At 52.4% G+C, this 22742-nt stretch carries 21 protein-coding genes and 1 pseudogene; 14 read left to right on the top strand and 8 right to left on the bottom strand.

The window, feature by feature from the left end; translation table 11 throughout:
* Positions 1-4: 4 nt before the first annotated feature.
* Positions 5-820, top strand: a complete 816-nt coding sequence (locus tag CIK95_RS06355; RefSeq protein ID WP_094466557.1) for a zinc ribbon domain-containing protein — start codon at positions 5-7, stop codon at positions 818-820.
* A gap of 223 nt (positions 821-1043) precedes the next feature.
* Here the strand turns inward: CIK95_RS06355 and CIK95_RS06350 are convergent.
* The 3 genes and pseudogenes from CIK95_RS06350 to CIK95_RS06340 all read right to left on the bottom strand — a co-directional run.
* Positions 1044-1766, bottom strand: a pseudogene (locus CIK95_RS06350) (TolC family protein); the annotation flags it as partial.
* Between the two features lie 97 nt (positions 1767-1863).
* Complete coding sequence (locus CIK95_RS13570; protein ID WP_256387330.1) at positions 1864-1992, bottom strand: hypothetical protein; 129 nt, start codon at positions 1990-1992, stop codon at positions 1864-1866.
* A 170-nt stretch (positions 1993-2162) separates the two neighbouring features.
* On the bottom strand, positions 2163-2609 hold the full coding sequence (locus tag CIK95_RS06340; RefSeq protein ID WP_094466556.1) for a type I restriction enzyme HsdR N-terminal domain-containing protein: 447 nt from the start codon (positions 2607-2609) through the stop codon (positions 2163-2165).
* A 284-nt stretch (positions 2610-2893) separates the two neighbouring features.
* Between CIK95_RS06340 and holA the strand changes: the two genes are divergently transcribed.
* The 6 genes from holA (at position 2894) to glmM (ending at position 9429) form a co-directional block, all read left to right on the top strand.
* On the top strand, positions 2894-3916 hold the full coding sequence (gene holA / locus CIK95_RS06335) for a DNA polymerase III subunit delta (protein WP_094466555.1): 1023 nt from the start codon (positions 2894-2896) through the stop codon (positions 3914-3916).
* A gap of 870 nt (positions 3917-4786) precedes the next feature.
* Positions 4787-5236 carry a helix-turn-helix domain-containing protein gene (locus CIK95_RS06325; RefSeq protein WP_094466554.1) on the top strand — a complete coding sequence of 150 codons (450 nt, stop codon included), beginning with the start codon at positions 4787-4789 and terminating at the stop codon, positions 5234-5236.
* 118 nt (positions 5237-5354) lie between these two features.
* Positions 5355-6131, top strand: coding sequence for a dihydroorotate dehydrogenase electron transfer subunit (locus CIK95_RS06320; RefSeq protein ID WP_022310778.1), 777 nt, complete (start codon positions 5355-5357; stop codon positions 6129-6131).
* Positions 6119-7030: a dihydroorotate dehydrogenase gene (locus CIK95_RS06315; RefSeq protein WP_022310777.1), complete on the top strand. Its 912-nt coding sequence runs from the start codon at positions 6119-6121 to the stop codon at positions 7028-7030. Before CIK95_RS06320 ends, CIK95_RS06315 begins: the two co-directional genes overlap by 13 nt.
* Before the next feature lie 361 nt (positions 7031-7391).
* Complete coding sequence (locus CIK95_RS06310; RefSeq protein WP_022310776.1) at positions 7392-8030, top strand: DUF4827 domain-containing protein; 639 nt, start codon at positions 7392-7394, stop codon at positions 8028-8030.
* A 13-nt stretch (positions 8031-8043) separates the two neighbouring features.
* Positions 8044-9429: a phosphoglucosamine mutase gene (glmM, locus tag CIK95_RS06305; RefSeq protein WP_094385955.1), complete on the top strand. Its 1386-nt coding sequence runs from the start codon at positions 8044-8046 to the stop codon at positions 9427-9429.
* Positions 9430-9648: 219 nt separating this feature from the next.
* On the opposite strand, the gene CIK95_RS06300 is transcribed toward glmM, so the two are convergent.
* The gene (locus CIK95_RS06300; protein WP_022310774.1) at positions 9649-11103 is read right to left on the bottom strand and encodes an aminoacyl-histidine dipeptidase; all 1455 of its coding nucleotides are present in this window, start codon (positions 11101-11103) and stop codon (positions 9649-9651) included.
* A gap of 89 nt (positions 11104-11192) precedes the next feature.
* Between CIK95_RS06300 and CIK95_RS06295 the strand changes: the two genes are divergently transcribed.
* The 4 genes from CIK95_RS06295 (at position 11193) to CIK95_RS06280 (ending at position 13552) form a co-directional block, all read left to right on the top strand.
* Positions 11193-11387, top strand: coding sequence for a hypothetical protein (locus CIK95_RS06295; protein WP_094466553.1), 195 nt, complete (start codon positions 11193-11195; stop codon positions 11385-11387).
* Between the two features lie 47 nt (positions 11388-11434).
* The gene (locus CIK95_RS06290) at positions 11435-12046 is read left to right on the top strand and encodes an OmpH family outer membrane protein (protein ID WP_022310772.1); all 612 of its coding nucleotides are present in this window, start codon (positions 11435-11437) and stop codon (positions 12044-12046) included.
* 137 nt (positions 12047-12183) lie between these two features.
* The gene (gene nth / locus CIK95_RS06285; protein WP_094420757.1) at positions 12184-12831 is read left to right on the top strand and encodes an endonuclease III; all 648 of its coding nucleotides are present in this window, start codon (positions 12184-12186) and stop codon (positions 12829-12831) included.
* 10 nt (positions 12832-12841) lie between these two features.
* Positions 12842-13552, top strand: a complete 711-nt coding sequence (locus CIK95_RS06280; protein WP_094388528.1) for a DUF2461 domain-containing protein — start codon at positions 12842-12844, stop codon at positions 13550-13552.
* A gap of 77 nt (positions 13553-13629) precedes the next feature.
* Here CIK95_RS06280 and CIK95_RS06275 read toward each other — a convergent pair whose 3' ends face one another.
* A complete protein-coding gene (locus CIK95_RS06275) occupies positions 13630-14541 on the bottom strand; it encodes an endonuclease/exonuclease/phosphatase family protein (RefSeq protein ID WP_094388527.1) in 912 nt (303 codons plus the stop codon).
* A gap of 22 nt (positions 14542-14563) precedes the next feature.
* Complete coding sequence (gene coaW / locus CIK95_RS06270) at positions 14564-15403, bottom strand: type II pantothenate kinase (protein WP_094466552.1); 840 nt, start codon at positions 15401-15403, stop codon at positions 14564-14566.
* A 253-nt stretch (positions 15404-15656) separates the two neighbouring features.
* On the opposite strand from coaW, the gene CIK95_RS06265 reads away from it, so the two are divergent.
* The 3 genes from CIK95_RS06265 (at position 15657) to CIK95_RS06255 (ending at position 19367) form a co-directional block, all read left to right on the top strand.
* Positions 15657-17921, top strand: a complete 2265-nt coding sequence (locus CIK95_RS06265; RefSeq protein WP_094466551.1) for an inorganic phosphate transporter — start codon at positions 15657-15659, stop codon at positions 17919-17921.
* A 134-nt stretch (positions 17922-18055) separates the two neighbouring features.
* Complete coding sequence (locus CIK95_RS06260) at positions 18056-18751, top strand: DUF4230 domain-containing protein (RefSeq protein ID WP_254046114.1); 696 nt, start codon at positions 18056-18058, stop codon at positions 18749-18751.
* Complete coding sequence (locus tag CIK95_RS06255) at positions 18732-19367, top strand: DUF4230 domain-containing protein (RefSeq protein WP_254046113.1); 636 nt, start codon at positions 18732-18734, stop codon at positions 19365-19367. Before CIK95_RS06260 ends, CIK95_RS06255 begins: the two co-directional genes overlap by 20 nt.
* Before the next feature lie 43 nt (positions 19368-19410).
* On the opposite strand, the gene CIK95_RS06250 is transcribed toward CIK95_RS06255, so the two are convergent.
* On the bottom strand, positions 19411-20046 hold the full coding sequence (locus tag CIK95_RS06250) for a response regulator transcription factor (protein WP_094385969.1): 636 nt from the start codon (positions 20044-20046) through the stop codon (positions 19411-19413).
* 14 nt (positions 20047-20060) lie between these two features.
* Positions 20061-22619, bottom strand: a complete 2559-nt coding sequence (locus tag CIK95_RS06245) for a DUF5686 and carboxypeptidase-like regulatory domain-containing protein (RefSeq protein ID WP_173823479.1) — start codon at positions 22617-22619, stop codon at positions 20061-20063.
* Between the last annotated feature and the right edge of the window lie 123 nt (positions 22620-22742).

Here is a 22742-nt window from a genome sequence, read left to right as displayed (position 1 = left end):
GATTATGGTAAAAAAATCACCTACTGAATTGACCGTAGAGGAGAAGCTGCAGGCGCTCTATCAGCTGCAGGTTACTCTGTCGGCTATCGACGAGAAGCGCGCATTGCGCGGTGAGTTGCCTCTGGAAGTACAGGACTTGGCCGACGAACTCGAAGGTCTCAAGACCCGTGTGGAGAAAATCGAAGGCGACATCAATGAGTTCCAGAGTGCCGTGACTGCCAAGAAGGGCGAAATAGCCAAGGCACAGGCAGGTATCGAAAGATACAAGGAGCAGCTCAACGACGTGAAGAACAACCGTGAGTATGACACGCTGACCAAGGAAATTGAATTCCAGTCGCTCGAGGTGGAACTCTGTAACAAGAAGATAAAGGATGCCATCATTCGCATCGACGAGAAGAAGAAGGAACTCGAGCAGACCAAGGAAATCATCGCCGACCGCACTGAGGCATTGGCTGAAAAGCGTGGCGAGCTCGACGAAATCATGCAGGAAACTCGCGACGACGAGGAGAAACTCAAGGCCAGAGCCCGCGAGCTCGAGGCTAAGATTGAGCCCCGTCTGCTGGCAAGTTTCAAGCGCATCCGCAAGAGTGCCCGTAACGGTCTTGGTATCACCGTAGAGCAGCGTGATGCCTGTGGCGGTTGCAACAACAAGATTCCACCACAGCGCCAGATAGATATCAAGATGCACAAGAAGATTATCGTATGCGAATATTGCGGTCGTATCATGATTGACAGCGAACTCGCAGGCATCAAGAAGGATGTGGAGGAAAAGCCCAAGAAGCGCGCTACCCGTAAGAAGAAGACTGAGGATGCAGAGTAATCTCCTGTCGTCATTCATAACCATAACAATCCCTATCTGCAAGCAGCAGATAGGGATTTTTTGTACGCTCAGCAGCATTGTCTGACGGGAAAAAACCTGGGTAAGCCCAATTCTTTAGCAGACAGCAATAGTGATGGGCATACCTGATGAAATATCAAAGCCGTTTCAGACTGATAGCTGAAACGGCTTTGAAGATATTTGGAGTTTTGATGATTTCCCTAAACTACCATCCACCACCCAGTGCCTTATACATCTTGACCATGGTGATTTGCTTGTCGCGGATGGCATTGCTCAGTCCTATCTGGGCATCGAAGTAACTACGCTGGGCGTCGAGCACATCCAAGTAGCCAATGACACCGTTGATGTACTGCAACTGCGCCAGTTCCATAGTAGCCTTTGAGGAGCGTTCCAGCTCGCGGCGCGACTCGTAGATTTCCTTGATTTTGTTGAACTCAACGATGGCGTTGCGGGCATCCTTGAAAGCACTGAGCACAGCTTTTTCGTATCCATAGCAGGCCTGCTCGTAGGCTGCTTTCTGCGCTTTCAGCATGGCGCGGTTCTTGCCCATAGCGAAAAGCGGCCCCAGCAGGTTTGCGCCGAGGTAGTGAATGGGCGACTTGAAGAAGTCTGACATTTGCTTGCTCTCCAAACCGTAATTGGCTGTGAGAGTGATGCGTGGAAAGAGGTTGGTAAATGCCATACCCACGGCAGCGTTGCTGGCAATCAGGCGTTGCTCGGCTTCACGCACATCGGGGCGCCGTTCCAGCAGAGTGGAGGGGAGACCCACTGGCAGTGACTCGGGCAACTTCACTTCTTCGGGAAGAATGGAGCGGTGTATCACCTGCGGATATTCGCCAGCCAAGAAGGCGATGTCGTTCTCCTTGACAGAAATCTTACGCTCTAACTCGGGCACCAATGTGGCTGTACGGGCGTATTCCACCTCTGCGCTGCAGGGGATGACCTTTGTGCTGCTGGAGATGACCTTTGTGCTGCTGGAGATGACCTTTGCGTTGCTGGAGATGACCTCTGCGCTGCGGGAGATGCTATGCAGTGATGTTGGAGGTCAGTTTGGTGGGTATGGAGATGATACTCTGTGGCGCTGGGATGATAGCTGCCGGCTCGTGTCGGACGGCACGGATGCGCGTCTTGTCCGATGCGGACACACGTTTCATACGATGCGGACTCACGTGCCTTACGATGCGCGTCGGCCATGACCATCACGGCGGTACTGTCTTAGTCCTCCGATTTGGGCAATGTCATTACGCGATTTTTGGGCTTGGTTGGCGCGGTAATGGAGATAAAAACTGTCAAGAAAAATTACCGCTGTTTTCTTGCCGTTTTGTCATAAATTTTCATAAGTGGGAATGTCTTCAAAGAAGACGTACTTCTGGCTGTCTGAATCCAGCTTGCAGCAGTAATGGGAGAGGCCGTTGCTCATCACCAGATAGTCGGCTTTGAGCAGTAGGTTGTAGGCAAAGATCTGGTCAAAGGTCTGCTGGGTTATCTTGATGTGCGGGGCTTTGTACTCGACAATCATGCGTGGGCTGAGTTGGGTGGAGTAGAGCACGCTGTCGGCCCGCAGCGTCTTGGAGCCAATCTTCAGCTTGACCTCGTTGGCAAGCAGCGAGGCAGGGTAGCCCTTGGACTCTATTAAATAATGTATAAAGTGCTGCCGTACCCACTCTTCGGGAGTGAGCGCTACATATTTGCGGCGCAGAATGTCAAAGATGGTGGGCTGGGTGGGCGTTCCTCCCATGCGTACATCAAAAGGGGGCAGATTTAATTGCATATTATCTGATTTTTTAATGGTTTGTAGAGTGGTAAACGGGGAAAAAAAACAATTTGTTTTGTATTGCGCCCGATTTACATTACCTTTGTAGGTGAATGAGAGGGCTCGCGCTTTCATACAAAGGTAGTGTAAACCTGTGGAAATAACAAACAAATCGGTTGATTTATTTTCGGGGCGACGACTGCTGGACAAGAAAGCCGAAAAGCTGGGCTCTACGATAGCACAATCATTAACGACGCTGCCGGGTGCTGCCATGCGCCTTGTGGGGTCAGAAACAACCGATTATGGCAGTAAAAGAAACAGGAATCACTTATGAAGCCGTGATGCGTGACCTGGTGGCGCAGAATTTTGCGCCTGTCTATCTCTTGATGGGGGATGAACCCTATTTTATAGACAAAATCTCGGCGTATATCGAGGAACATGCGCTGCAGCCCGAAGAGAAAGACTTCAATCAGGTGGTGGCGTTCGGCTCGGATATCACCGCTCCGCAGGTGGTCGACTTGGCCCGCGAATTTCCGCTGATGGCTTCGCGTCGCGTGGTCATCATCAAGGAAGCGCAGGGCATGAAGAGTGGCGACGGACTGGAGAAGTATCTTGCAGCCCCGGTGCCTTCGACCGTCCTGGTGCTTTGCTACAAGGGTGGCAAAGCCGACAGGGGAGTGGTCGCCAAGGCCAAAGCCAAGGGTGTGGTCTTTGAGAGCAAAAAGAAGCGCGACTACGAGTTGCCGGCATTTGTCGAAGGATATGTCAAAATGCAGAAGGCGGTCATCGACCACAAAGCGGCTGAGATGATAGCCGACCATGTGGGCTCCGATTTGGCACGCCTCACCTCAGAGGTAGACAAGGTACTCATCTCTCTTCCCGAGGACAACCGGCAGATTACTCCGGAAGTGGTGGAGGAACAAATTGGCATCAGCAAAGATTTCAACATCTTCGAATTGAAAAATGCGGTGGTCGCCAAGGACGTTTTCAAGGCCAACCAGATTATGAATTATTTTGACAATAATCCCAAGGCTGGTTCGCTGTATGCAGTCGTGCCTCTGCTCTTTAATTATTTCCAAAATCTGATGATTGCCTTCTATGCTCCCGAGCGAACCAATGAAAATTCGGTGGCGTCGTTCTTGGGATTGAAGTCTCCCTGGGCGGCAAAAGAGTACATCTCTGGCATGCGCAATTACAATGCGATGAAGGTAATGCAGATTATCCACATGATAAAAAGTGTCGATGCAAGGAGCAAAGGTTTGGGCAATGTTTCGGCTACGGCTTCCGATTTGGCCAAAGAACTTCTGTTCTTCATAATGCACTGATTTCCGTTTTTTCATACCATCATTATAGCATCAAAAATGGGGCTTCGGCCCCCTTTTTGATGCCTTTTTTGACCGTTTTTGCCACTATTTCGCCCTGAAAACGCGGTTTTTGGACTTTTCTGGGCCGTTTTTCGCAAGTTTTGAAACCACTATTTTTTAGCCTTAAATGGCTGAAAATTATCTATTTAGGCAGAAATACCCTCAAAAATACTCGCATATTTGCAAACGAGCTGGACAATGGCTCGAAATATGCGATTTATTTGATTTTTTCGGTCATCAGGGTGGTCGCAAAGGTTGTCTTAACTTTTATTATCATATTGATTTGTAAATCTAAAAACATAAACTAAACAGCGGAAGTTAATGAATTTACATTTGAACATTATGATATTTATCGCAATGAATATCACGGGTGATTTAGATATGAATATTAATATGTAAAACATTCACAACTACAAACCTAACGCATATTTATGCACCGCCAAAAATCAGCGCAAAACCTATGAAAAACAGCGATTATTTGCGATATATTAAATCATTTTATGCCAAAAGACGCCATTACTATGCACCGGAACCGCATTAAGCGCTGATTTAGATGCACATGTTAATATGTATCATACTGAGAACCAATCTAAAGACAGTATTTATTCAAGTGAATTACATATATGTAAACATGGGAACTAATATAGATTTATGAATATTAATTCCGGTATCAACAAAGGTAAATCAGATTTCAATAATCTTAATTTCTGATTTAATAATCATAATCATAAAATATCCTTTACTTTTGTTGTTTGTTCTAAAAAAATGCTTTAACTTTGTAAAACGTATAAAAATGGCCATTTTTGGCCCTCTTAAACCCATTAACAGAAAATGAAGGACAGAATTAAGCAGATTATGGAAGCCCAGAGGTTGACCCAACAGGAGTTTGCCAACACCCTCGAGTTGTCTCCCGCCACCCTCAGCAGCATCTTCAATGGTCGTACCAACCCTACCCTTAACATTGTCGACGCGATAAAGAAAAAGTTTCCTGCCATCTCTACCGACTGGTTGATGTTTGGCAACGGTTCGATGTATGGAGACCATTCCGGCGACATTGCCCAGGGCCATGACTCCGCTCCCGATGGCGGTGAACAGGTTATCGATTTCGGTGACGCTCCTCAAACGGCTCCCACCCCATCGGCTGTCAATCGTGCCCCACAGCAGGGTCAACAGCCCACTGCTGTAGTGATGAAAAATATTTACAAAACACAACGCAATATCACCGAAATTCGCATCTTCTACGATGACCAGACCTGGGAAACTTTTGTACCCAAAAAGTGATTATTCGCAAAATAATAAGTAATTTTGCAACATATAATTATATGTACGCGCGTGAGACGCCTGACGGCGTCTTCACGTGTCATCATCAAATTGCAGTGTTACTTATAAAACTCTATTTATGAAGAAGGCTTGCTTGGACTTGACCGTAAGTTCCATCGACCACCTCAACGAGAAGTACGTACTCATCAAGTTGACTTCTCAGGACGCCATGCCGCCTATGGCGCCTGGTCAGTTTGTCGAGGTGAAGGTAGAAAAGTCTCCCAATACTTTTCTGCGTCGTCCTATATCCATTCACAATTTTGATGCCGAGACCAACGAACTTTGGCTCCTTGTCGCCCGTATTGGCGACGGTACCCGCCAGATGGGCGAGCTCCATGTCGGCGATACCCTCAACTGTGTCCTTCCTTTGGGCAATGGCTTCACCATGCCCGACACTGCCGACAAGCGTCTGCTTCTGGTTGGCGGCGGCGTGGGTGTGGCCCCTCTGCTCTATTTCGGAGCCGAGATAAAGAAGATGGGCGGCCGTCCCTCGTTCCTTCTTGGCGCTCGCACCAAGACCGACCTGCTCCAGTTGGAGCTTTTCGAGGCGCTGGGCGATGTCTATGTCACCACCGAAGACGGCAGCTATGGTGAGCGCGGATTTGTCACCAATCACTCGGTGCTGCAGACCACGCATTTCGACCAGATATCCTGCTGTGGCCCCAAGCCGATGATGAAGGCTGTAGCCGCCTATGCCACCAAGCACGACGTAAGCTGCGAGGTGTCGCTGGAGAATATGATGGCCTGTGGTCTGGGTGCTTGTCTGTGCTGTGTAGAGAAGACTATTGAGGGCAATTTGTGTGTATGTAAAGATGGTCCGGTGTTAAATATTAAGAAACTGTTATGGCAAGTCTAAATGTAAAGATAAATAACCTGGAACTCTCCAACCCGGTAATGACCGCATCGGGCACTTTCGGGTATGGATTGGAGTTTGCCGACCTCGTGCCTCTGCATGAGATTGGCGGCATTATCGTCAAAGGAACCACCCTGCGTCCACGCGAGGGCAACGACTATCCCCGTATGGCCGAAGTCGCTTCGGGTATGCTCAACTGTGTGGGGCTGCAGAACAAGGGTGTCGATTATTTCTGCTCCCACATCTATCCGCAGATTAAGGATATCGACACGCGGATGATTGTCAACGTCAGCGGCAGTACGCCCGAAGACTATGCCGAGTGTGCCGCCCGCATCGACGCCCTCGACAAGATACCTGCCATCGAGCTCAATATCTCTTGCCCCAATGTCAAGGACGGTGGAATGGCCTTCGGCGTGACTTGCGCCGGCGCCACGAGTGTGGTCAAGGCCGTGCGCGAGCGTTATCACAAGACGCTCATCGTAAAGCTATCGCCCAATGTGACCGATATTGCCGAGATAGCCCGTGCCTGTGAGGCTGAAGGCGCCGACAGCGTGTCGCTCATCAATACTCTCATGGGTATGGCCATCGACACCGAGCGCCGTTGCCCCAAGCTGAGTATCGGTACCGGCGGACTGAGCGGTCCTGCCGTCAAGCCTGTTGCCCTGCGCATGGTGTGGCAGGTGGCACGTGCCGTCAAGATACCTGTCATCGGACTTGGCGGTATCTCTTCGGCCCAGGATGCCATCGAGTTCCTTATGGCTGGAGCCACAGCCATAGAGATAGGCACAGCCAACTTCATAGACCCCGCCATCGCCTACAAGGTAAAGACCGGTATCAACGATTGGCTCGACAGCCATGGCTGTGCTTCGGTACAGGAGATTATCGGCGCCGTCAATGCTTAGACAGTGACTGCAGGCCGACTGGCTCTGCATAGTGGATAATGAATGATAGCAACCGTCAGCGGGCGACTCGCACGAGTGCTCTCTGGCGGTTTGCTTTTGATTATGGCCACCGCCACAACTCCGAAGGGCATCGCTCTGACTCCTCGGCTGACCATGCTCGGCGCCCCCGATATGATAAAAAAAATGAAAATCGTTGCCTCTAATCGAAAATTATGAAGAAATAGGGCGTTTTTCTTTTATTTTTGCTTAACTTTGCGCAGCTTTGAGCTTGTGTTATATGGCTTTGGGCTATGCCTCGTCATTGTGGCGGCGGTATATATTATAAATGTATAATCAATAATAGCAAATAGATTACAATCTGATGAAGCGTATTCAGTATATCATTTTATTGTTTTTGGGACTGAGTTTCTTATGGTCATGCAACGATACCGAGACCTATGCCGAGCGCAAGGCCAAGGAGCGCGCAGCCATAGGCAAGTATATTGCCGACTCGGCAGTAAACGTTATCAGCGAGGCCAAGTTCAAGGCCAATGGCTACAAGACCGACGTGTCTAAAAATGAATTTGTACTTTTCGAGAGCAATGGTGTCTATATGCAGATTGTGCGCCAAGGATGTGGCGAGAAGCTCAAGGATGGCGAGACCGCCTATGTGCTCTGCCGTTTCACCGAGCGCAACCTGCTCACCGACTCCATACAGCTTACCAACAATATCCTCTATTACTCCGACTATTACGACAAGATGTCAGTAACCAACACATCGGGCACCTTCACCGCATCGTTCGATACCAAGAAGTGTCTCATGTATCAGGTCTATGGCACCACCTCAGTACCTGGTGGATGGCTTGTGCCCTTTACCTACATCAATCTTGGGCGTCCGGAGAACGAGAACGAAGAGATAGCCAAGGTACGACTCATCGTACCGGCTGCCCAGGGACAGAGCTATGCGATGCAGACCGTCTATCCCTGTCTGTATGATATAACTTATAAACGCGGAAGATAACTTTTAAGTAATTATGACACTCATCAAATCCATTTCAGGTATTCGTGGCACCATAGGCGGTCACACCGGCGACACTCTCAACCCGCTGGACATCGTGAAGTTTACCACAGCCTATGCCACATTCATTGGCAAGACCAAGAAGACCAACAAGATAGTAGTAGGCCGTGACGCCCGCATCTCGGGCTCGATGGTCAATCGCGTCGTTTGCGGTACCCTCATGGGTATGGGCTTCGATGTCATTGATATCGGTCTGGCCACCACACCCACTACCGAACTGGCAGTGCGCATGAGCGGCGCCGATGGTGGTATCATCATCACCGCCAGCCACAACCCACGCCAGTGGAACGCCCTGAAGCTCCTCAATGCCGAGGGCGAATTCCTTACCGCTGCCGACGGTGCCGAGGTGCTCGCCATAGCCGAGGCCGAGGCTTTCGACTATGCCGACGTAGACCATCTGGGCCATTACACCAGCGACGACAGTTTCGACCAGCGCCATATCGACAGTGTGCTGGCTCTCGAGCTCGTTGACCGCGAGGCTATCCGCAATGCCCACTTCCGTGTGGCTGTCGACACTGTCAATTCTGTGGGTGGCGTTATCCTGCCCCGTCTGCTCGACGCTCTGGGCGTAGAGTATACCATGCTCTATGGCGAGCCCACCGGCGATTTCGCCCACAACCCCGAGCCTCTGGAGAAGAATCTCGGCGGCATCATGAGCGAGGTTGCCAAGGGCGGTTACGACCTGGGTATCGTGGTCGACCCCGATGTAGACCGTCTGGCCTTCATTCAGGAAGACGGCAAGATGTATGGCGAGGAATACACCCTCGTGACCGTGGCCGACTATATTTTGGACCATGTCAAGGGTGCCACTGTGAGCAATCTGAGTTCTACCCGTGCCCTGCGCGACGTCACCGAGCGCCACGGATGCAAGTATTATGCTTCGGCAGTAGGCGAGGTCAACGTCACCACCAAGATGAAAGAAGTGGGTGCCGTCATTGGCGGCGAGGGCAATGGCGGAGTCATCTATCCCGAGAGCCACTACGGTCGCGACGCCCTCGTGGGCATCGCCCTGTTCCTCTCGTCGCTGGCCCAGAAGAAACTTACCGTCAGCCAGCTGCGCGCCACCTTCCCCACCTATTATATCGCCAAGAACCGCATCGACCTTACCCCTGAGACCGATGTCGACGCTATCCTGGTCAAGGTCAAGGAACTCTATGGCAAGGAGGCCGATGTGACCGTAACCGACATCGACGGCGTGAAGCTCGACTTCCCCGACCGTTGGGTGCACCTCCGCAAGAGCAACACCGAGCCTATCATCCGCGTCTACAGCGAGGCTTCCACTATGGAGGCTGCCGACGCGCTGGGCAAGCGCCTGATGGACGTAGTCTATTCGATGCAATAAGCCGGATGGACTAAAGCGGAAACAGCAAGACTGTTTAACTTTACTATATAAGCCCACACCTTCAGCATGAACGGTGTGGGCTTTTCTGTAACCAATAAAAAAGACAGCAGACTTCTCTTTGCGGAGGTCTGCTGTCATCGTCAGGCCGGTTGTCAGAATTGCTGTTGTGGTGGCATGGATGCCGGCAATTCCTCCCGTACCTATATTATAATATATGCTTTACTCGGGAATATTCTTGAGTATCTCGAGCAGGTGGTCCCATACCATCTGTACAGTGGGGATGAGCAGACGCTCATCGGGAGTGTGTACATAGCGCAGTGTGGGGCCGAAACTTACCATGTCGAGGTTGGGGTAGCGCTCTGAGAAGAGGCCGCACTCCAGACCGGCGTGTATTCCCAGCACCTTGGGCTCCTTGCCGAAGAGCTTGCGATAGGTCTCTGCGGTGATGTCTACCAGCTTGCTGTGTGGGTTCATCTTCCATGCAGGGTAGCCGTCGGTGGTTATCACCTTGGCACCAGCCAGACGGTAAGCGGCAGCCACGGTGTTGCACATGTTGTCGAGGTTGCTCATCACGCAAGAGCGCTGCGATGACAGTACCTCCACCTCGTTGTCGGTGGTCTTCACGGCGGCTACGTTGCTCGATGTCTCTACCAGCCAGTCGAGAGCCTCGTCCTGGCACATGGCGAAGACGCCGTTGTCTACAGCCTGCAGCGCGAAGATGATGTTGTCGCCTACAGCCTTGGTGATGACAGCTGCAGCGTCGGTGCTGGTGAGGGCAAACTCCATGGCGGTGTCTGTAACGTGGAACTCATCCTCTACATTGGCTACGAATATGTTGAAGTCGGCCTTGACCATCTCTTTGTCGGCAGCGGGAACGGCGAATACCACCTTGCCGTCGCGTGGGATGGCGTTGTGCAGCTTTCCGCTGTTGAAAGAAACCAGACGCACGTCGGTCTTCTGCATCTCGGCATAGATGAAGCGGGTGAGCAGCTTGATGGCATTGGCGCGCTTCTTGTTGATGTCGTCGCCCGAGTGTCCGCCTACCAGGCCCTTCACGGCAGTTTCCATGAAGAAGTAACCGGCAGGAGCCTCTTCGCGCTCTACGCTGAACGTGGCGATGGTGCTACGGCCGCCGGCACAGCTTACGAAGAACTGGCCCTCGTCCTCAGAGTCGAGGTTGATGAGATAGTCGCCGTTCATGAAGCCCGACTTCATACCTATGGCACCTGTGAGCTGGGTTTCCTCGTCGCGAGTGAACACACACTCGATGGGGCCATGCTCGATGTCGTCGCTGTCGAGCACTGCCAGCTCGATGGCACAACCTATACCGTCGTCGGCACCCAGTGTGGTGCCTTTGGCGCGCAGCCATTCTCCGTCTACATAAGTCTGGATGGCATCCTTGTCAAAGTCGAACTCGATATCCACCAGCTTGTCGCAAACCATGTCCATGTGGCTCTGCAGGATTACCGTCTTGCGGTTCTCGTGGCCGGGGGTGGCGGGCTTGCGTATCAGTACGTTGCCTGTCTCGTCGACTACAGTCTCGAGACCATGGCTTTTACCAAACTCCTTGAGATACTCAATCATCTTCTCCTCGCGCTTGGAGGGGCGTGGAATCTGATTGATTTTAGCAAACTGCTCAAACACGCGAGCAGGTTTTAATTCTACGTTACTCATTTTTATGATTATTTATTTTGTCCTTTAATCTAAAAACGCTACCTTTGTCAGCAGAAAGGTGTCAATGTGATACTGCAAAATTAATTAAAATGATGGAAACTCTACTATTAAGCGTGTTAATAATTGCTATTGCACTGGCATTATTGTGTGTGAAGTTGCTTTTTCGCAAGCACGGAGAGTTCTCTTCCCAGCATATCCATGACAGCAAGGCGATGAAAGACCGCGGTATACACTGCGTGATGGACCAGGACCGTGAAGCCCGCCAGAAGGGTGGGGCATACTGATGCGAAGGCCGTCGCCGCTAACGATGACAATAAATACTATAACTGATATGAAAAAAAATCTGATGAAAACCATGGTGGCAGTCGCAGCACTGTCGCTCGCTATGACCTCATGCAACAAGAGTACCGCTAACGATGAAGCCCAGGCTCAGCCCGTAGCTCCCGGTAGCCTGAAGATTGCCTATGTTGAGGTAGACTCGATTATGTCGCAGTATAAGTTCTGCAAAGACTATTCGCTCATTCTTCAGAAGAAGGGCCAGAACATCCAGAATACCCTTGCAGCCAAGCAGCAGCAGTTGCAGGCAGCCGCTGCCAACTTCCAGCAGAAGGTTCAGCAGAATGCTTATACCCGTGAGCAGGCCGAGGGCATCCAGGCTGGTCTGCAGAAGCAGAGCGCTGACCTCGATGCGCTCAATCGTCGTCTTTCCAACGAGTTCCAGGCAGAGACCGACAAGTACAACGCCGCTCTGCGCGACTCTATCCAGCACTTCCTCGCTGCCTACAACAAGGACAAGAAGTATAGCCTTATCCTGAGCAAGGCCGGCGACAATCTGCTCTACGCCGACAAGGCTTACGACGTTACTGCCGAGGTGGTTGCCGGTCTCAACAAGGCCTACAAGCCCACAGCCGCTACCAAGAAGGCCACCGAAGAGAAGAAATAATTAGATACTTACCTTAGTGGGCGCACCGCAAGGCACGTTCCACAATCCACGACGGAGTATGTAGAAACCGCCGCTCACGAGCGAAAGAGTTTTTCATACTCCGTTTGTTTTGCCCTTTATCCTACACAGATTTTATTATGACCCGTCAACAGCGTTACCAGCGTGTGCTCGATTATTATCGTGAAGCCATGCCCAAGGTTACCACCGAGCTCCAGTTTGGTTCGGCTTTCCAGTTGCTGGTAGCCACGCTCCTCAGTGCCCAGTGTACTGACAAGCGCATCAACCAGGTTACCCCAGCCCTTTTCTCCCGTTATCCCACCGCGCAGGCCATGGCCCAGGCCGAGGTCGACGATGTGCTGCAGCTCATCAGTTCGGTGAGCTATCCCAATGCCAAGGCCAACCATCTGGTAGCCATGTCGCGCCAGCTGGTCAGCGACTTCCATGGCGATGTACCCTCCGACCGCTCCCAGCTCATGACATTGCCGGGCGTAGGGCGCAAGACCGCCAATGTCATCCAGGCCGTGTGGTTCGGCAAGCCCACCATGGCTGTTGATACCCATGTCTATCGTGTCAGCCACCGTCTGGGCCTCGTTCCCCAGACTGCCAATACGCCTCTGAAGGTCGAGCAGCAGCTCATGCGCTATATCCCCGTCCAGGACATCCCCGATGCCCACCACTGGCTCCTGCTCCATGGGCGCTATATCTGTCGGAGCAATCGTCCGCTCTGTGGCGAATGTCCCTTCGATTCATTCTGTCCAAAAAGATTTGACGATTCAAAATTATAAAATAAGGATTATGAATACTAAACTCATACTTGGATTTCTCGATACCGTGGCTCGCAATAACAATAGACCTTGGTTCCTCGAACATAAGAAAGAATACAATATATGTAAAGCCGATTTTGAGGCCGATATCACGCGTGCCATTGCCGAGATAGCTACCATCGACGCCGAGGTGGCACATCTCACGGCCAAAGACTGCATCTACCGCTTCAACCGCGATACCCGTTTCAGTCCCGACAAGTCGCCCTACAAGCGCCACTTCGGTGCCATGATTTGTGCCAAGGGCCGCAAGTCGCTCCGCGGCGGTTACTATATCCATCTGCAGCCGGGCCACAGTTTCATAGCCATCGGCTCCTACTGGCTGCCCACTCCTATCCTTACCGCATGCCGCAACGAGATTATGGGCAACATCGACCTCTGGCGCAAGGCTGTCGAGGCGGGTCCCTTCGTGCGCTATTTCGGTTATCCCGGCGAGGGCGTGATGAACGACGACGAGATGAGCGACCGCGGTTTTGGCATTGCCATGCTCAAGACGGCGCCCAAGGGTTTCCCGCGCGACTATCCCTACATCGACTATCTGCGCATGAAGGACTACTGCTGCTGGAAGCGTGTGCCCGACAGTCTCTTCGACGCTCCCGACTGGCCCCACCAACTGCTCAAGTATTTCGAGGCTGCCAAACCCATGATGGACATGATGAACAGCGTCATCGACGATTACGAGTAGCCCTCCGTTGCGACGAGACATAAAAAAGGCTCTACCCATCAGCATGGGTAGAGCCTTTCCTGTAAATGGCGTGTATGTTAGAAGCGCATCTTTACTACCACGGGATAGTGGTCAGAAGGATTGCGGCGTACACCCTCTTTGAGTTTTACATCCATAGGAGCGTTGGGTGATGGTTTGGCTTCATACATCTCCACATTGTCCCAGTAACCGTCGGTGCGGATGGCGTAGCGGTCCACCTTGAAGCTCTTGCTTACAAAGATGTGGTCGATACGGCTGTTGCTGCAGTTGAGCGGGTTGAAGTCGTTGAATGTGCCGTTGGTGGCAAAGCGATACTTGCTCACCTCGTAGCAGTCGTTGAGGAATCCGGAGTTGATGAACACCTGGAAGGGCTCGCTGCGCTGGTCTACGTTGAAGTCGCCGGTAAGGATAACGGGGTCATTCTTCTTCATCAGTTCGCGCATCTTGCTCACGATGAGCTTGGCGCCCTCTCGGCGTGCTGTCACACCGATGTGGTCCATGTGGGTGTTGAAGAAATAGAAGGTATGCTTGGTCTTGAGGTCCTTGAAGTGGCCCCATGAGCACACGCGCTTGCAGGCGGCGTCCCATCCCAGCTCTGCCTTGGTGGGGTCTTCGGCCAGCCAGAACGTGCCGCTGTCCAGCAGCTTGTAGCGGTCCTTCTTGTAGAATACGGGCGAATATTCGCCGCCCTCCTTGCCGTCCTCGCGGCCTACGCCTACGTAGGCATACTCGGGCATGAGGCGCAGCATATCGTCTATCTGCTCTTTCTTAACTTCCTGGCAACCGAATACGCCTGGGTCTTCAAACTGTATCTGCTGACACATATACACTGAGCGCTTCTCCCAGCCGTTGCCGTTCTTGGCATCACCGCGGTTGGCGTTGCGGATGTTGTAGCTGCACACTACCAGGTCTTGTGCCGAGGCCATGAGGGCCATCATGAGGCACATGACAATCAAAAAGTTTTTCTTCATTGTTATTATATGGTTTATAAGTTTACTCCTTGCCTTTCTTTCCCTTCACGTAGACCAGCGCAGCACCGATGGCTGTGCAGAACTCGCTGTACTCGGGGATGATGAACCGCACGCCAAACAGCTTCTCCATTGAGGGGAACACCGTCTTGCACTGAGGCAGCAGCGTGAGGTTGCCTATGAGCACATACTCCTTGATGCCGCTGCCAAGCGACGAGAGTATGGTGGTCGAACCGATGGTCTGCAGTACGGTGGTGATGATGCCCAGCGCGATGTCTTCCCGCGTGGCGTTGCTCTTGGCATTGCCGAAGAGGCTTGCGGTCGCGTCTTTGGGCAGTCCGGGCAGTGGGTTGGGGCTGATGTCGCCTATCTGCACATCTATATTCTTCAGGTCGCCCTCGTTTGCCAGCTTGTTGATGGTGTGTATGTCGTCGGTCTGGAGCATGATGCGCGAGAGTCCCATCAGGGTGCCTCCGCCCACACCGATACCTCCGATATGGCGGATGTCGTCGCCGATACACTGCACGAGCGACGTACCTGTGCCCATCGATACCACTATCATCCGGTCGATGTCGGTCTCGTAGCTGGCGCCCAGTCCGTCGGAGATAAACTCGTCGGCCTTGGCTGTGGGCAGACCATAGACGGGCGAGTCGATGTAAGCTGCGCCTACGCCTGTAATCATGACCTTTTCCACGTCGCTCAGACTGATTTTGTTGTCATAGAGATACTTGCCGAAGGCGCCGTAGAGCGAAGCCACCGGGTCGGTGGCCTTGATGCGCTTGGGCGCTACCACTTGGCCTTCGTCGTTAATTCCCACTATCTTGGTGGTACTTATGCCCACATCTATACCTATTACAATAGCCATTGTCCGGGTTGTGATTATTATGGTGCAAAAGTAGCCAAAAAAGCTGGATTATGAGCCCTTTGCGCCAAAAATGTATGCCAATAACCCAAAAAACATATTTATATATAGCATGGGCCCCACGCAATCGGCATGATTAGCCTTCGCAGACAGCCTGGCCGCGGTCTCTTTACATTTCACTCCATTGTCATAGTGCCTTAACACGATTGTAATAACTGTTGCCTACCTTTGCGGCAGTAAAACAAAAACAAGAAATATGAGTGCAATTTATTTTCTCATTGTAGTGTTTCTGCTCTGCTTGGCGCTGTTCGACCTCTATGTCGGCGTAAGCAATGATGCAGTCAACTTTCTGCAGTCTGCGGTAGGTGCGCGCGTTGCCGCCTTTCGCACCATTCTCTTTGTGGCATCTGCCGGTGTCATATTAGGCGCCGTGATGTCGTCGGGCATGATGGATGTGGCACGCCATGGCATCATGATGCCCAACCACTATGCCATGAGCGAGGTGATGGTGGTCTTTCTGGCGGTGATGGTGACCGATGTGATAGTGCTCGACGTGTTCAACTCGCTCGGCATGCCCACCTCTACCACCGTGTCGCTGGTATTCGAGCTCTTGGGAGCCGCTGCCATCCTCGCTGCTGTCAAGATGATGGGCGACGGCAGTCTGCAAATCAATGATCTGCTCAATACAGACAAGGCGCTGAGCGTTATCCTTGCCATCTTTGTGTCGGTGGCTGTAGCCTTCGTCTTCGGTGTGGCTGTGCAGTGGATAGCTCGCCTGGTGTTCACCTTCCGTCAGACCGGTGGCGGCCTGGTGGCTGTGGCGCTCTTTGGCGGCATTGCCTTCACCGCTCTGGCTTACTTCATCTTCCTCAAGGGAATGGGTGGCTCGCCCTATATCTCTGAGAGCGTGAGAACCTGGATTGGCATGCACATCCCCATGCTGCTGCTCACCATCGGCGGAGTCTCCACGGTGCTGATGGGCGTGCTCCATCTGCTGCGTGTCAATGTCTTCCGCATCGTGGTGCTCATGGGTACCTTTGCCCTGGCTATGGCATTTGCCGGCAACGACCTGGTCAACTTCATCGGTGTGCCTCTGGCAGGACTCGACAGTTATCTCGACTATTATAACAATGGTCTCTCTACGGGCGTGGCCCCCACCCAGTACATGATGACCTCGCTCATGCAGCCTGCCAAGACTCCCGTGGTCTTCCTGCTCATAGCCGGTCTGGTGATGATTACGGCTATGGCTACCTCGAAGAAGGCCAAGCGCGTGATACAGACCTCGGTAGACCTGGCCCGTCAGGACGAGGGCGACGAGATGTTCGGCTCGTCACGTGCCGCCCGCGCCATCGTGCGCACCGTGCAGAGTGTGAGCGACAGCGTGGGTGCTGTGGTTCAGCACATCCCGGTTGTCAATAAAATCAACCAGTGGATAAACCGCCGTTTTGCCCCCGTATCGGTCAAGTCCAACGATGCAGCTGCCTTTGATGTGGTGCGTGCAGCCGTCAATCTGGTGCTGGCGTCAATGCTTATCACCATCGGTACCAACTACGCCCTCCCGCTCAGTACCACCTATGTCACCTTCATGGTGGCTATGGGTTCATCGCTTGCCGACCGGGCTTGGAGTCGCGAGAGTGCCGTGTTCCGCATCACCGGCGTGCTGTCGGTCATCGGTGGATGGTTTATCACAGCCGGTGCCGCCTTCATCGCAGCCGCCGTGGTTTGCGCCGCAATGTACTATGGAGGCCTGGCTGTGCAGATAGGCTTCATCGCCCTGGTGGTCTATATCCTCTTCTTCTCTGGCAAAAGCAAGAAACGTGGCGAGTGCGACGCCGACGGCAAAGACCTCTTCCGTCTGATGATGCGTGCCCAGGAGCCCGAGATAGTTTGGGATTTGCTCAAGAAGTATGTGCGTCACACCCAGAGCGCCATTACCGCCAGACTGCTCGATGACTATGAGATGCTCATTGATGGATTTGAGAGCAACCGTCCTTCGCCCCTGCGCAAGGTGATGCGCCATCTGCGTCGCGCCAAGCAGGAACTGCGCAACGTGCGCAAGCAGCAGCTCGTGGCGCTGCAGCGTGTGCCCATTGAGATGGCTATGGAGCGTAACACCTGGTTCCACGTCGGTGTCAATGCCAGCCAGCAGCTCATCTATTGCATGCAGCGTATGCTCGAGCCAATCAAGGAGCACGTGGATAACAACTTCACCCCTGTTCCTATGTATGTCTGCACCGAGTATCAGATGATTAAGATTAGAATCGTCGAACTGATGCGCGACACCGAGACCCAGATTTCCACAGGCCGTTTCGACCGCTATCGTGATACCCTTGCCGCTGCCGACCAGCTCAAGGACGAACTCTCGCAGTATCGTCATCGCCAGATAGACCGTCTGCAGGGTATCGAGGACAACGGCCAGCTGCAGGTAGGTATGCTCTATCTCAATCTGCTGCAAGAGAGTCAGCAGCTGTTGAGCAACCTGCGTCACCAGTTGCGTGCAGCCAAGAAGTTTATGGAGTAGCCACATACGCTATAATAATAGATATGGAGAGCGTGTTGCCCACTGACGGTGGGAGCACGCTCTCCATTTTTTTGTCGGTTTTCTTGGTCGTCCCCCGTGAATGCACTACCTTTGCATCGATATAGATAGTTAAGATGATGACAGTCATAAGATATATTCTCGCCCTGTGTGTCGCGACTGCCCTTGTGGGCTGCGATAACAGAGCTACACAGCCGGTGGCCGAAGCTGCTGAGCCCATCGACTCCATCCCCATGATGGTGATGCAGATACAGCAGTGTTCGCGTCTATATACCACTGAGTATAAGGTGCGCAAGATAATAACCCAAGACGACGAACAGGCGGTGAGTGGCAAGTTGCTTGGCCGTCCCTTCAGCGTGACTCTGCCCACTGGCAAGCGCTCGGTGGCTATTCCCATCGATGCCACCATCAAGGGCTATATAGACTTTTCCGACTTCTCGGCCTCCAATATCACCCGCAGTGGAGATAGGATTGAGATAGTCTTGCCCGACCCTCAGGTGGTGATGACCTCGACCCGCATAGACCACGACAATGCCAAGGAGCGCGTGCCCCTCTTGCGCACCCATTACACCGACGCCGAGCTCAGCGCCATTGAGCGTCGCGGCCGCCAGTCCATTATCAGCAGCATACCCCAAATGGGCATCATCGAGTCTGCCCGCGCCAATGCTGCCGCCCTGCTCATACCGATGATAGAGCAGATGGGCTTCCAGCGCGACCATATCACCATTACGTTCAGACAAGACTTCGGTCCTGCCGACCTTATCAAACGTCTTACCCGTCAAACCTCCGAACATGGCAAAGCAAGACAATAAGAAGAAATCATTGGCGCGCCGCATCCTCGGCGCCATTCCCGTCAATGCGTGGATAGCCTTCTTTGTGGTGGGGGGCATCGCCCTGATGCTGCTTTGGATGGTCTATGGCCCAGGCGAAAGCAATGTGGTCACCACAGAGCGCGTGGAGCGGGTGACGCTCACGCCTACGCAGATAAAGTCTATTGAGAGCATCGGCGAATGGGAGTTCCTCGCCGTCAGCGATGAAGAGATTGTCGATACGGTCTCACATGGATTCTTTGGCGATTCCGAACTGATACGCATCTATTATGGTACCCTCCGTATGGGTATCGATTTGCGTCAGGCCCGTAAGGGATGGATTAGGCTTGAGGGCGATACAGTCTGTGCCGACCTGCCTCCCGTCCGCCTGTTGGGCAATGAGTTTATCGATGAGGCCCGCACCCAGACCTTCTATGAGACCGGCACCTGGACAGCTGCCGACCGCAAGCGCCTCTACCTCAAAGCCAGTCGTATCATGCGTCAGCGCGTTGTCAACAGGGATAACCTGAACAAAGCCAGCCAACAAGCCGAAGCCCAGATGGACAAACTGCTTCATGCTATGGGTTTCGAGCATGTGCGCATCACTGTCGGCAAATGACAAAAGCAAAAGGACAAGCCCCGAGAGCTTGTCCTTTTGTGTTTTATATATAGTATTCAGCGCTGTCCACCAGTCCGGCTCTCAGCGCATAGCGCGTGGCTTCGTGGACATTGTTGACGCCTATCTTGCGGAATATGTTCTTGCGGTGGGTGTTGACGGTGTGGAAGCTGGAGTAGCGCTTCTCGGCTATTTCGCGTGTGGTGAGCCCCAAGGCGATGTCGCGCAGTATCTCTGTCTCTGTGGGCGTGAGCCTGTTTTCCTCCTGTGTGGTCTGCGTCGGTGTGAGCAGCATCTCTGTCATTCTCCTGCATATATACCTCCTGCCTTTTGCCACCTCTGCCAGTCCTTCTCGGATTTCTTCCAGGGGCGACTCCTTGAGCAGCACGCTGAAGCGGTTGTTTCCGGCGGCAGTCATGCGGACAAAGTCTACGCTCAGGTCTTCGCTGAACAGTACCCACGACGCCTGCGGGAAGCGCTGGTTGAGAATATGCAGTTCGGCAGCGTCGCCGATGTCAAACAGGGTGTAGTCGAGTATCACGATGGCGTCACCGTCGGCACACAGAGCCTCTATCAGTTCGGTTTTGTCATCGGTGTAGCGGTATTCATATCCCGCTTCATGACAGAGGAACATGAGCCCTGCCCTTGTGATGCCCTGTCTGTCTGCTATCAATATCTGCATGATGGTCTTTGTGTTTAGAACGACATGGAGAAACTGAATCTTATACCATTCTTCTTGATGTCGGGATTGTTGTTGTAATTGATTCTTCTTACGTAGTCGACACCGAAGAACTTGAAGATATTGTGTACGCCAGCCACCACTTCCATATAGGGCGTGTGGCTGTCCATGACGTGGCTTTCAGCAGGAAATCTGAACAGCAGAGGGTCGGCCGAGTTAACCATAGGGTTGTTTTTGTCAGTGAGTTTGCCAAACATGCCCTTGAAGCTGATGTACTCGCGCCACTTGAGATGGCGGATGAGCGGAATACGGTTGAGCACCTTGCCGTTGAGGTCCCAACTGATAGACCAGTAGGCGTAGCGGTCATTGAGAAACTCCATATTGCGCATCATCGAGAACGTGTTCTCATGCTCAAAGTACGATACATTGACCGGTGGCATAATCAGCAGTGGGAATGGCACCTTGCTCCATTGTGCCCCCACGTTGAGGCGGTTGTCTATATATCCCCAACTGCCCATCCAGAACCGTTTGTAAATACTGGCTTCGGTAAGGTTGAGCTTGTATTGGCCACCCAGCATGTGTTTGAAACCTGCGGTATGACTGATGCCGAATTCGGGAGCGTCGAAGTTGACCGGCAGACGCTGTTGCTTGGTGTTGATGTATGTCTGGCCGGGGCAGTATTTCAGTCCGGCTTTCACCTCAGTGGTGCGGATTTGCGATACATTGCTTCCGTCGACATTATTGATAAAGCTAAGATTGCCCGTAGGGCTGTTGCTCTCCGCCTTTATCTGCGCGCTCATCTTCAGACCCCAGTCGGTCTCGTAGTCGAAAGCCAGACGCTGACGGTTGTAGAAGTACATCTGCTCCACTTTCTGTACACGAAACGCCATGAACATGTTGTCCTTGTTGTGCAGGAGGTATTTGTCGGCGGGAGACATCACGTCGCGCGTAGTTTCAAAGATGATGTTACGCTGGGGAAATTCAAACGGAACATTCTTCTTGCTGTTGAGCGAGTAGGTAAGTTCCGAAGAATAGTAATGCCTGTTCGAGCGCGAGCCATAGGCGTAGTATCCTTTCCAGAACAGGTGCGGATTGAGCTTGGCTGTCGTGCGGCCGCTGACACGGAAACGAAGGCCGTCGACGAAGTTGCTCGACACAATGGTATTGACTGGGCCGAAATCAAACTTGCTGTTCTTCTTGCTGCCGGTCTCGATGTAGTTCTCCATGAAGGCTTTCAAGGTAAACAATACCCACTTGTAGTTGCGCGATTGCTCCATACGGTGGATAAATGCATCCATCGACGACTCACATTTGGTCAGTTCCACAGCACGGTACTGGTTCCAGAAAGCGTCGTCCCTAATCATGGCGTCGGCTTCATGCCGCGTGTTGGCACGGCCCTTGAATATCTTGTTGGGCAGTTCGTCGAAAGCATAGTCACTCAGCCTCGTCGTGCGTATGCATACCACCTTGGCTGCCTTGGCTATGATGCTCAGCTCTGCCACCATGTCATCGGTCGTCAGCGCCCAGTCTCCATTGGGCAGACGGGTATATTCCTGTATTATCTTGATGTCGTCGATGAAGTTGACGTCACTCTTCTTGGGGATAGTCATGTTACACTTCTTGACATGCAGTGTCGAGTCGGCGAGGATATACAGGTCGCCCCTGAAGCCGAAGTCCTGCTGGTTGTTGGGGATGAATTGCAGGTGATAGCACAGGTCGCGGTCCACATACACTGTGTCCTCTATATAATAGCGGTAGAAGGAGATGGCTGTCTCACCGATAGGCGAGGTGAAGGGGTGTTGCAGCAGACGGATGTGGTTGTCATAGAGGTCTATGTCGGTAAACACGTCTTTGAGCATAGTATTAAGTATTTCGCCCGTCTGCAATACGTTGTTGATGCCATCACTACGTTGGCCCTTGATGATGGTCTTTGCCGACTTGGGGTCTTTGCGATACACATGCTGCGTCACCGTCTCGTCGACCGAGATGGGCAGGATGCGCTTGTGGTTATAGGGACTGGTCTCCACAAAGTCCACCAGCCACGGCGAGCGTTTGAAGAGCCCCTGCTCCAGGTCGCTGTCGCTGATGTCGTTGAGACCGAAGGTTATCTTCTGGTATTTGTTGAACTGGTAGTAGGGGTGGTTATCGAGATGGGTGCGCTTCTTGGCTGCGATGACACGACGCATGAGCTCCACGGCAGGGTTGTCCTTGCGGCGGTATTTGCCTCTGCGTGCCTTGACCACTATTTCGTCTATCTTGCGCGACTCCGATTTCAGCTTGATGGTCAACTCCTTGGTGGCGGCGTTGACGGTGATGGAGACAGGAGTGTAGCCTACCGAACTGAATGTCAGTGTCCAGCCCTCGTGGCGTTCGATGCTGAACTTGCCATCGGCATCGCTCGACACCGCCTTGTGCTGTCCCTTGTATGAGGCACTGGCGTAGGGTATCGGGCCGCCATCGTCAGCGTCCACTATCCGCCCCGTGAGCATCGCCTGTGCCATCATGGTGAGTTTTAGCATCACCAGCAATAGCACGAGGGTAGTCCTGCGAATTAAGAGTATGTTGTTGTCATCCATTTCTTTTACGTTGTTCGAAATACAAAGGTAAGCATATTGTTGGGATGCGAGAAAACTTTTTTGTCTTTTTATGTTTTTTTCGTTAAATAGCTTTTACATTATTTTTATAATCAGTACTTTTGC

The sequence above is a fragment of the Prevotella sp. P5-108 genome, from assembly GCF_002251385.1.
Lineage (GTDB): Bacteria > Bacteroidota > Bacteroidia > Bacteroidales > Bacteroidaceae > Prevotella.
Note: the sequence above shows the minus strand (reverse complement) of the source record. Positions and strands in the feature narration are given on the sequence as shown.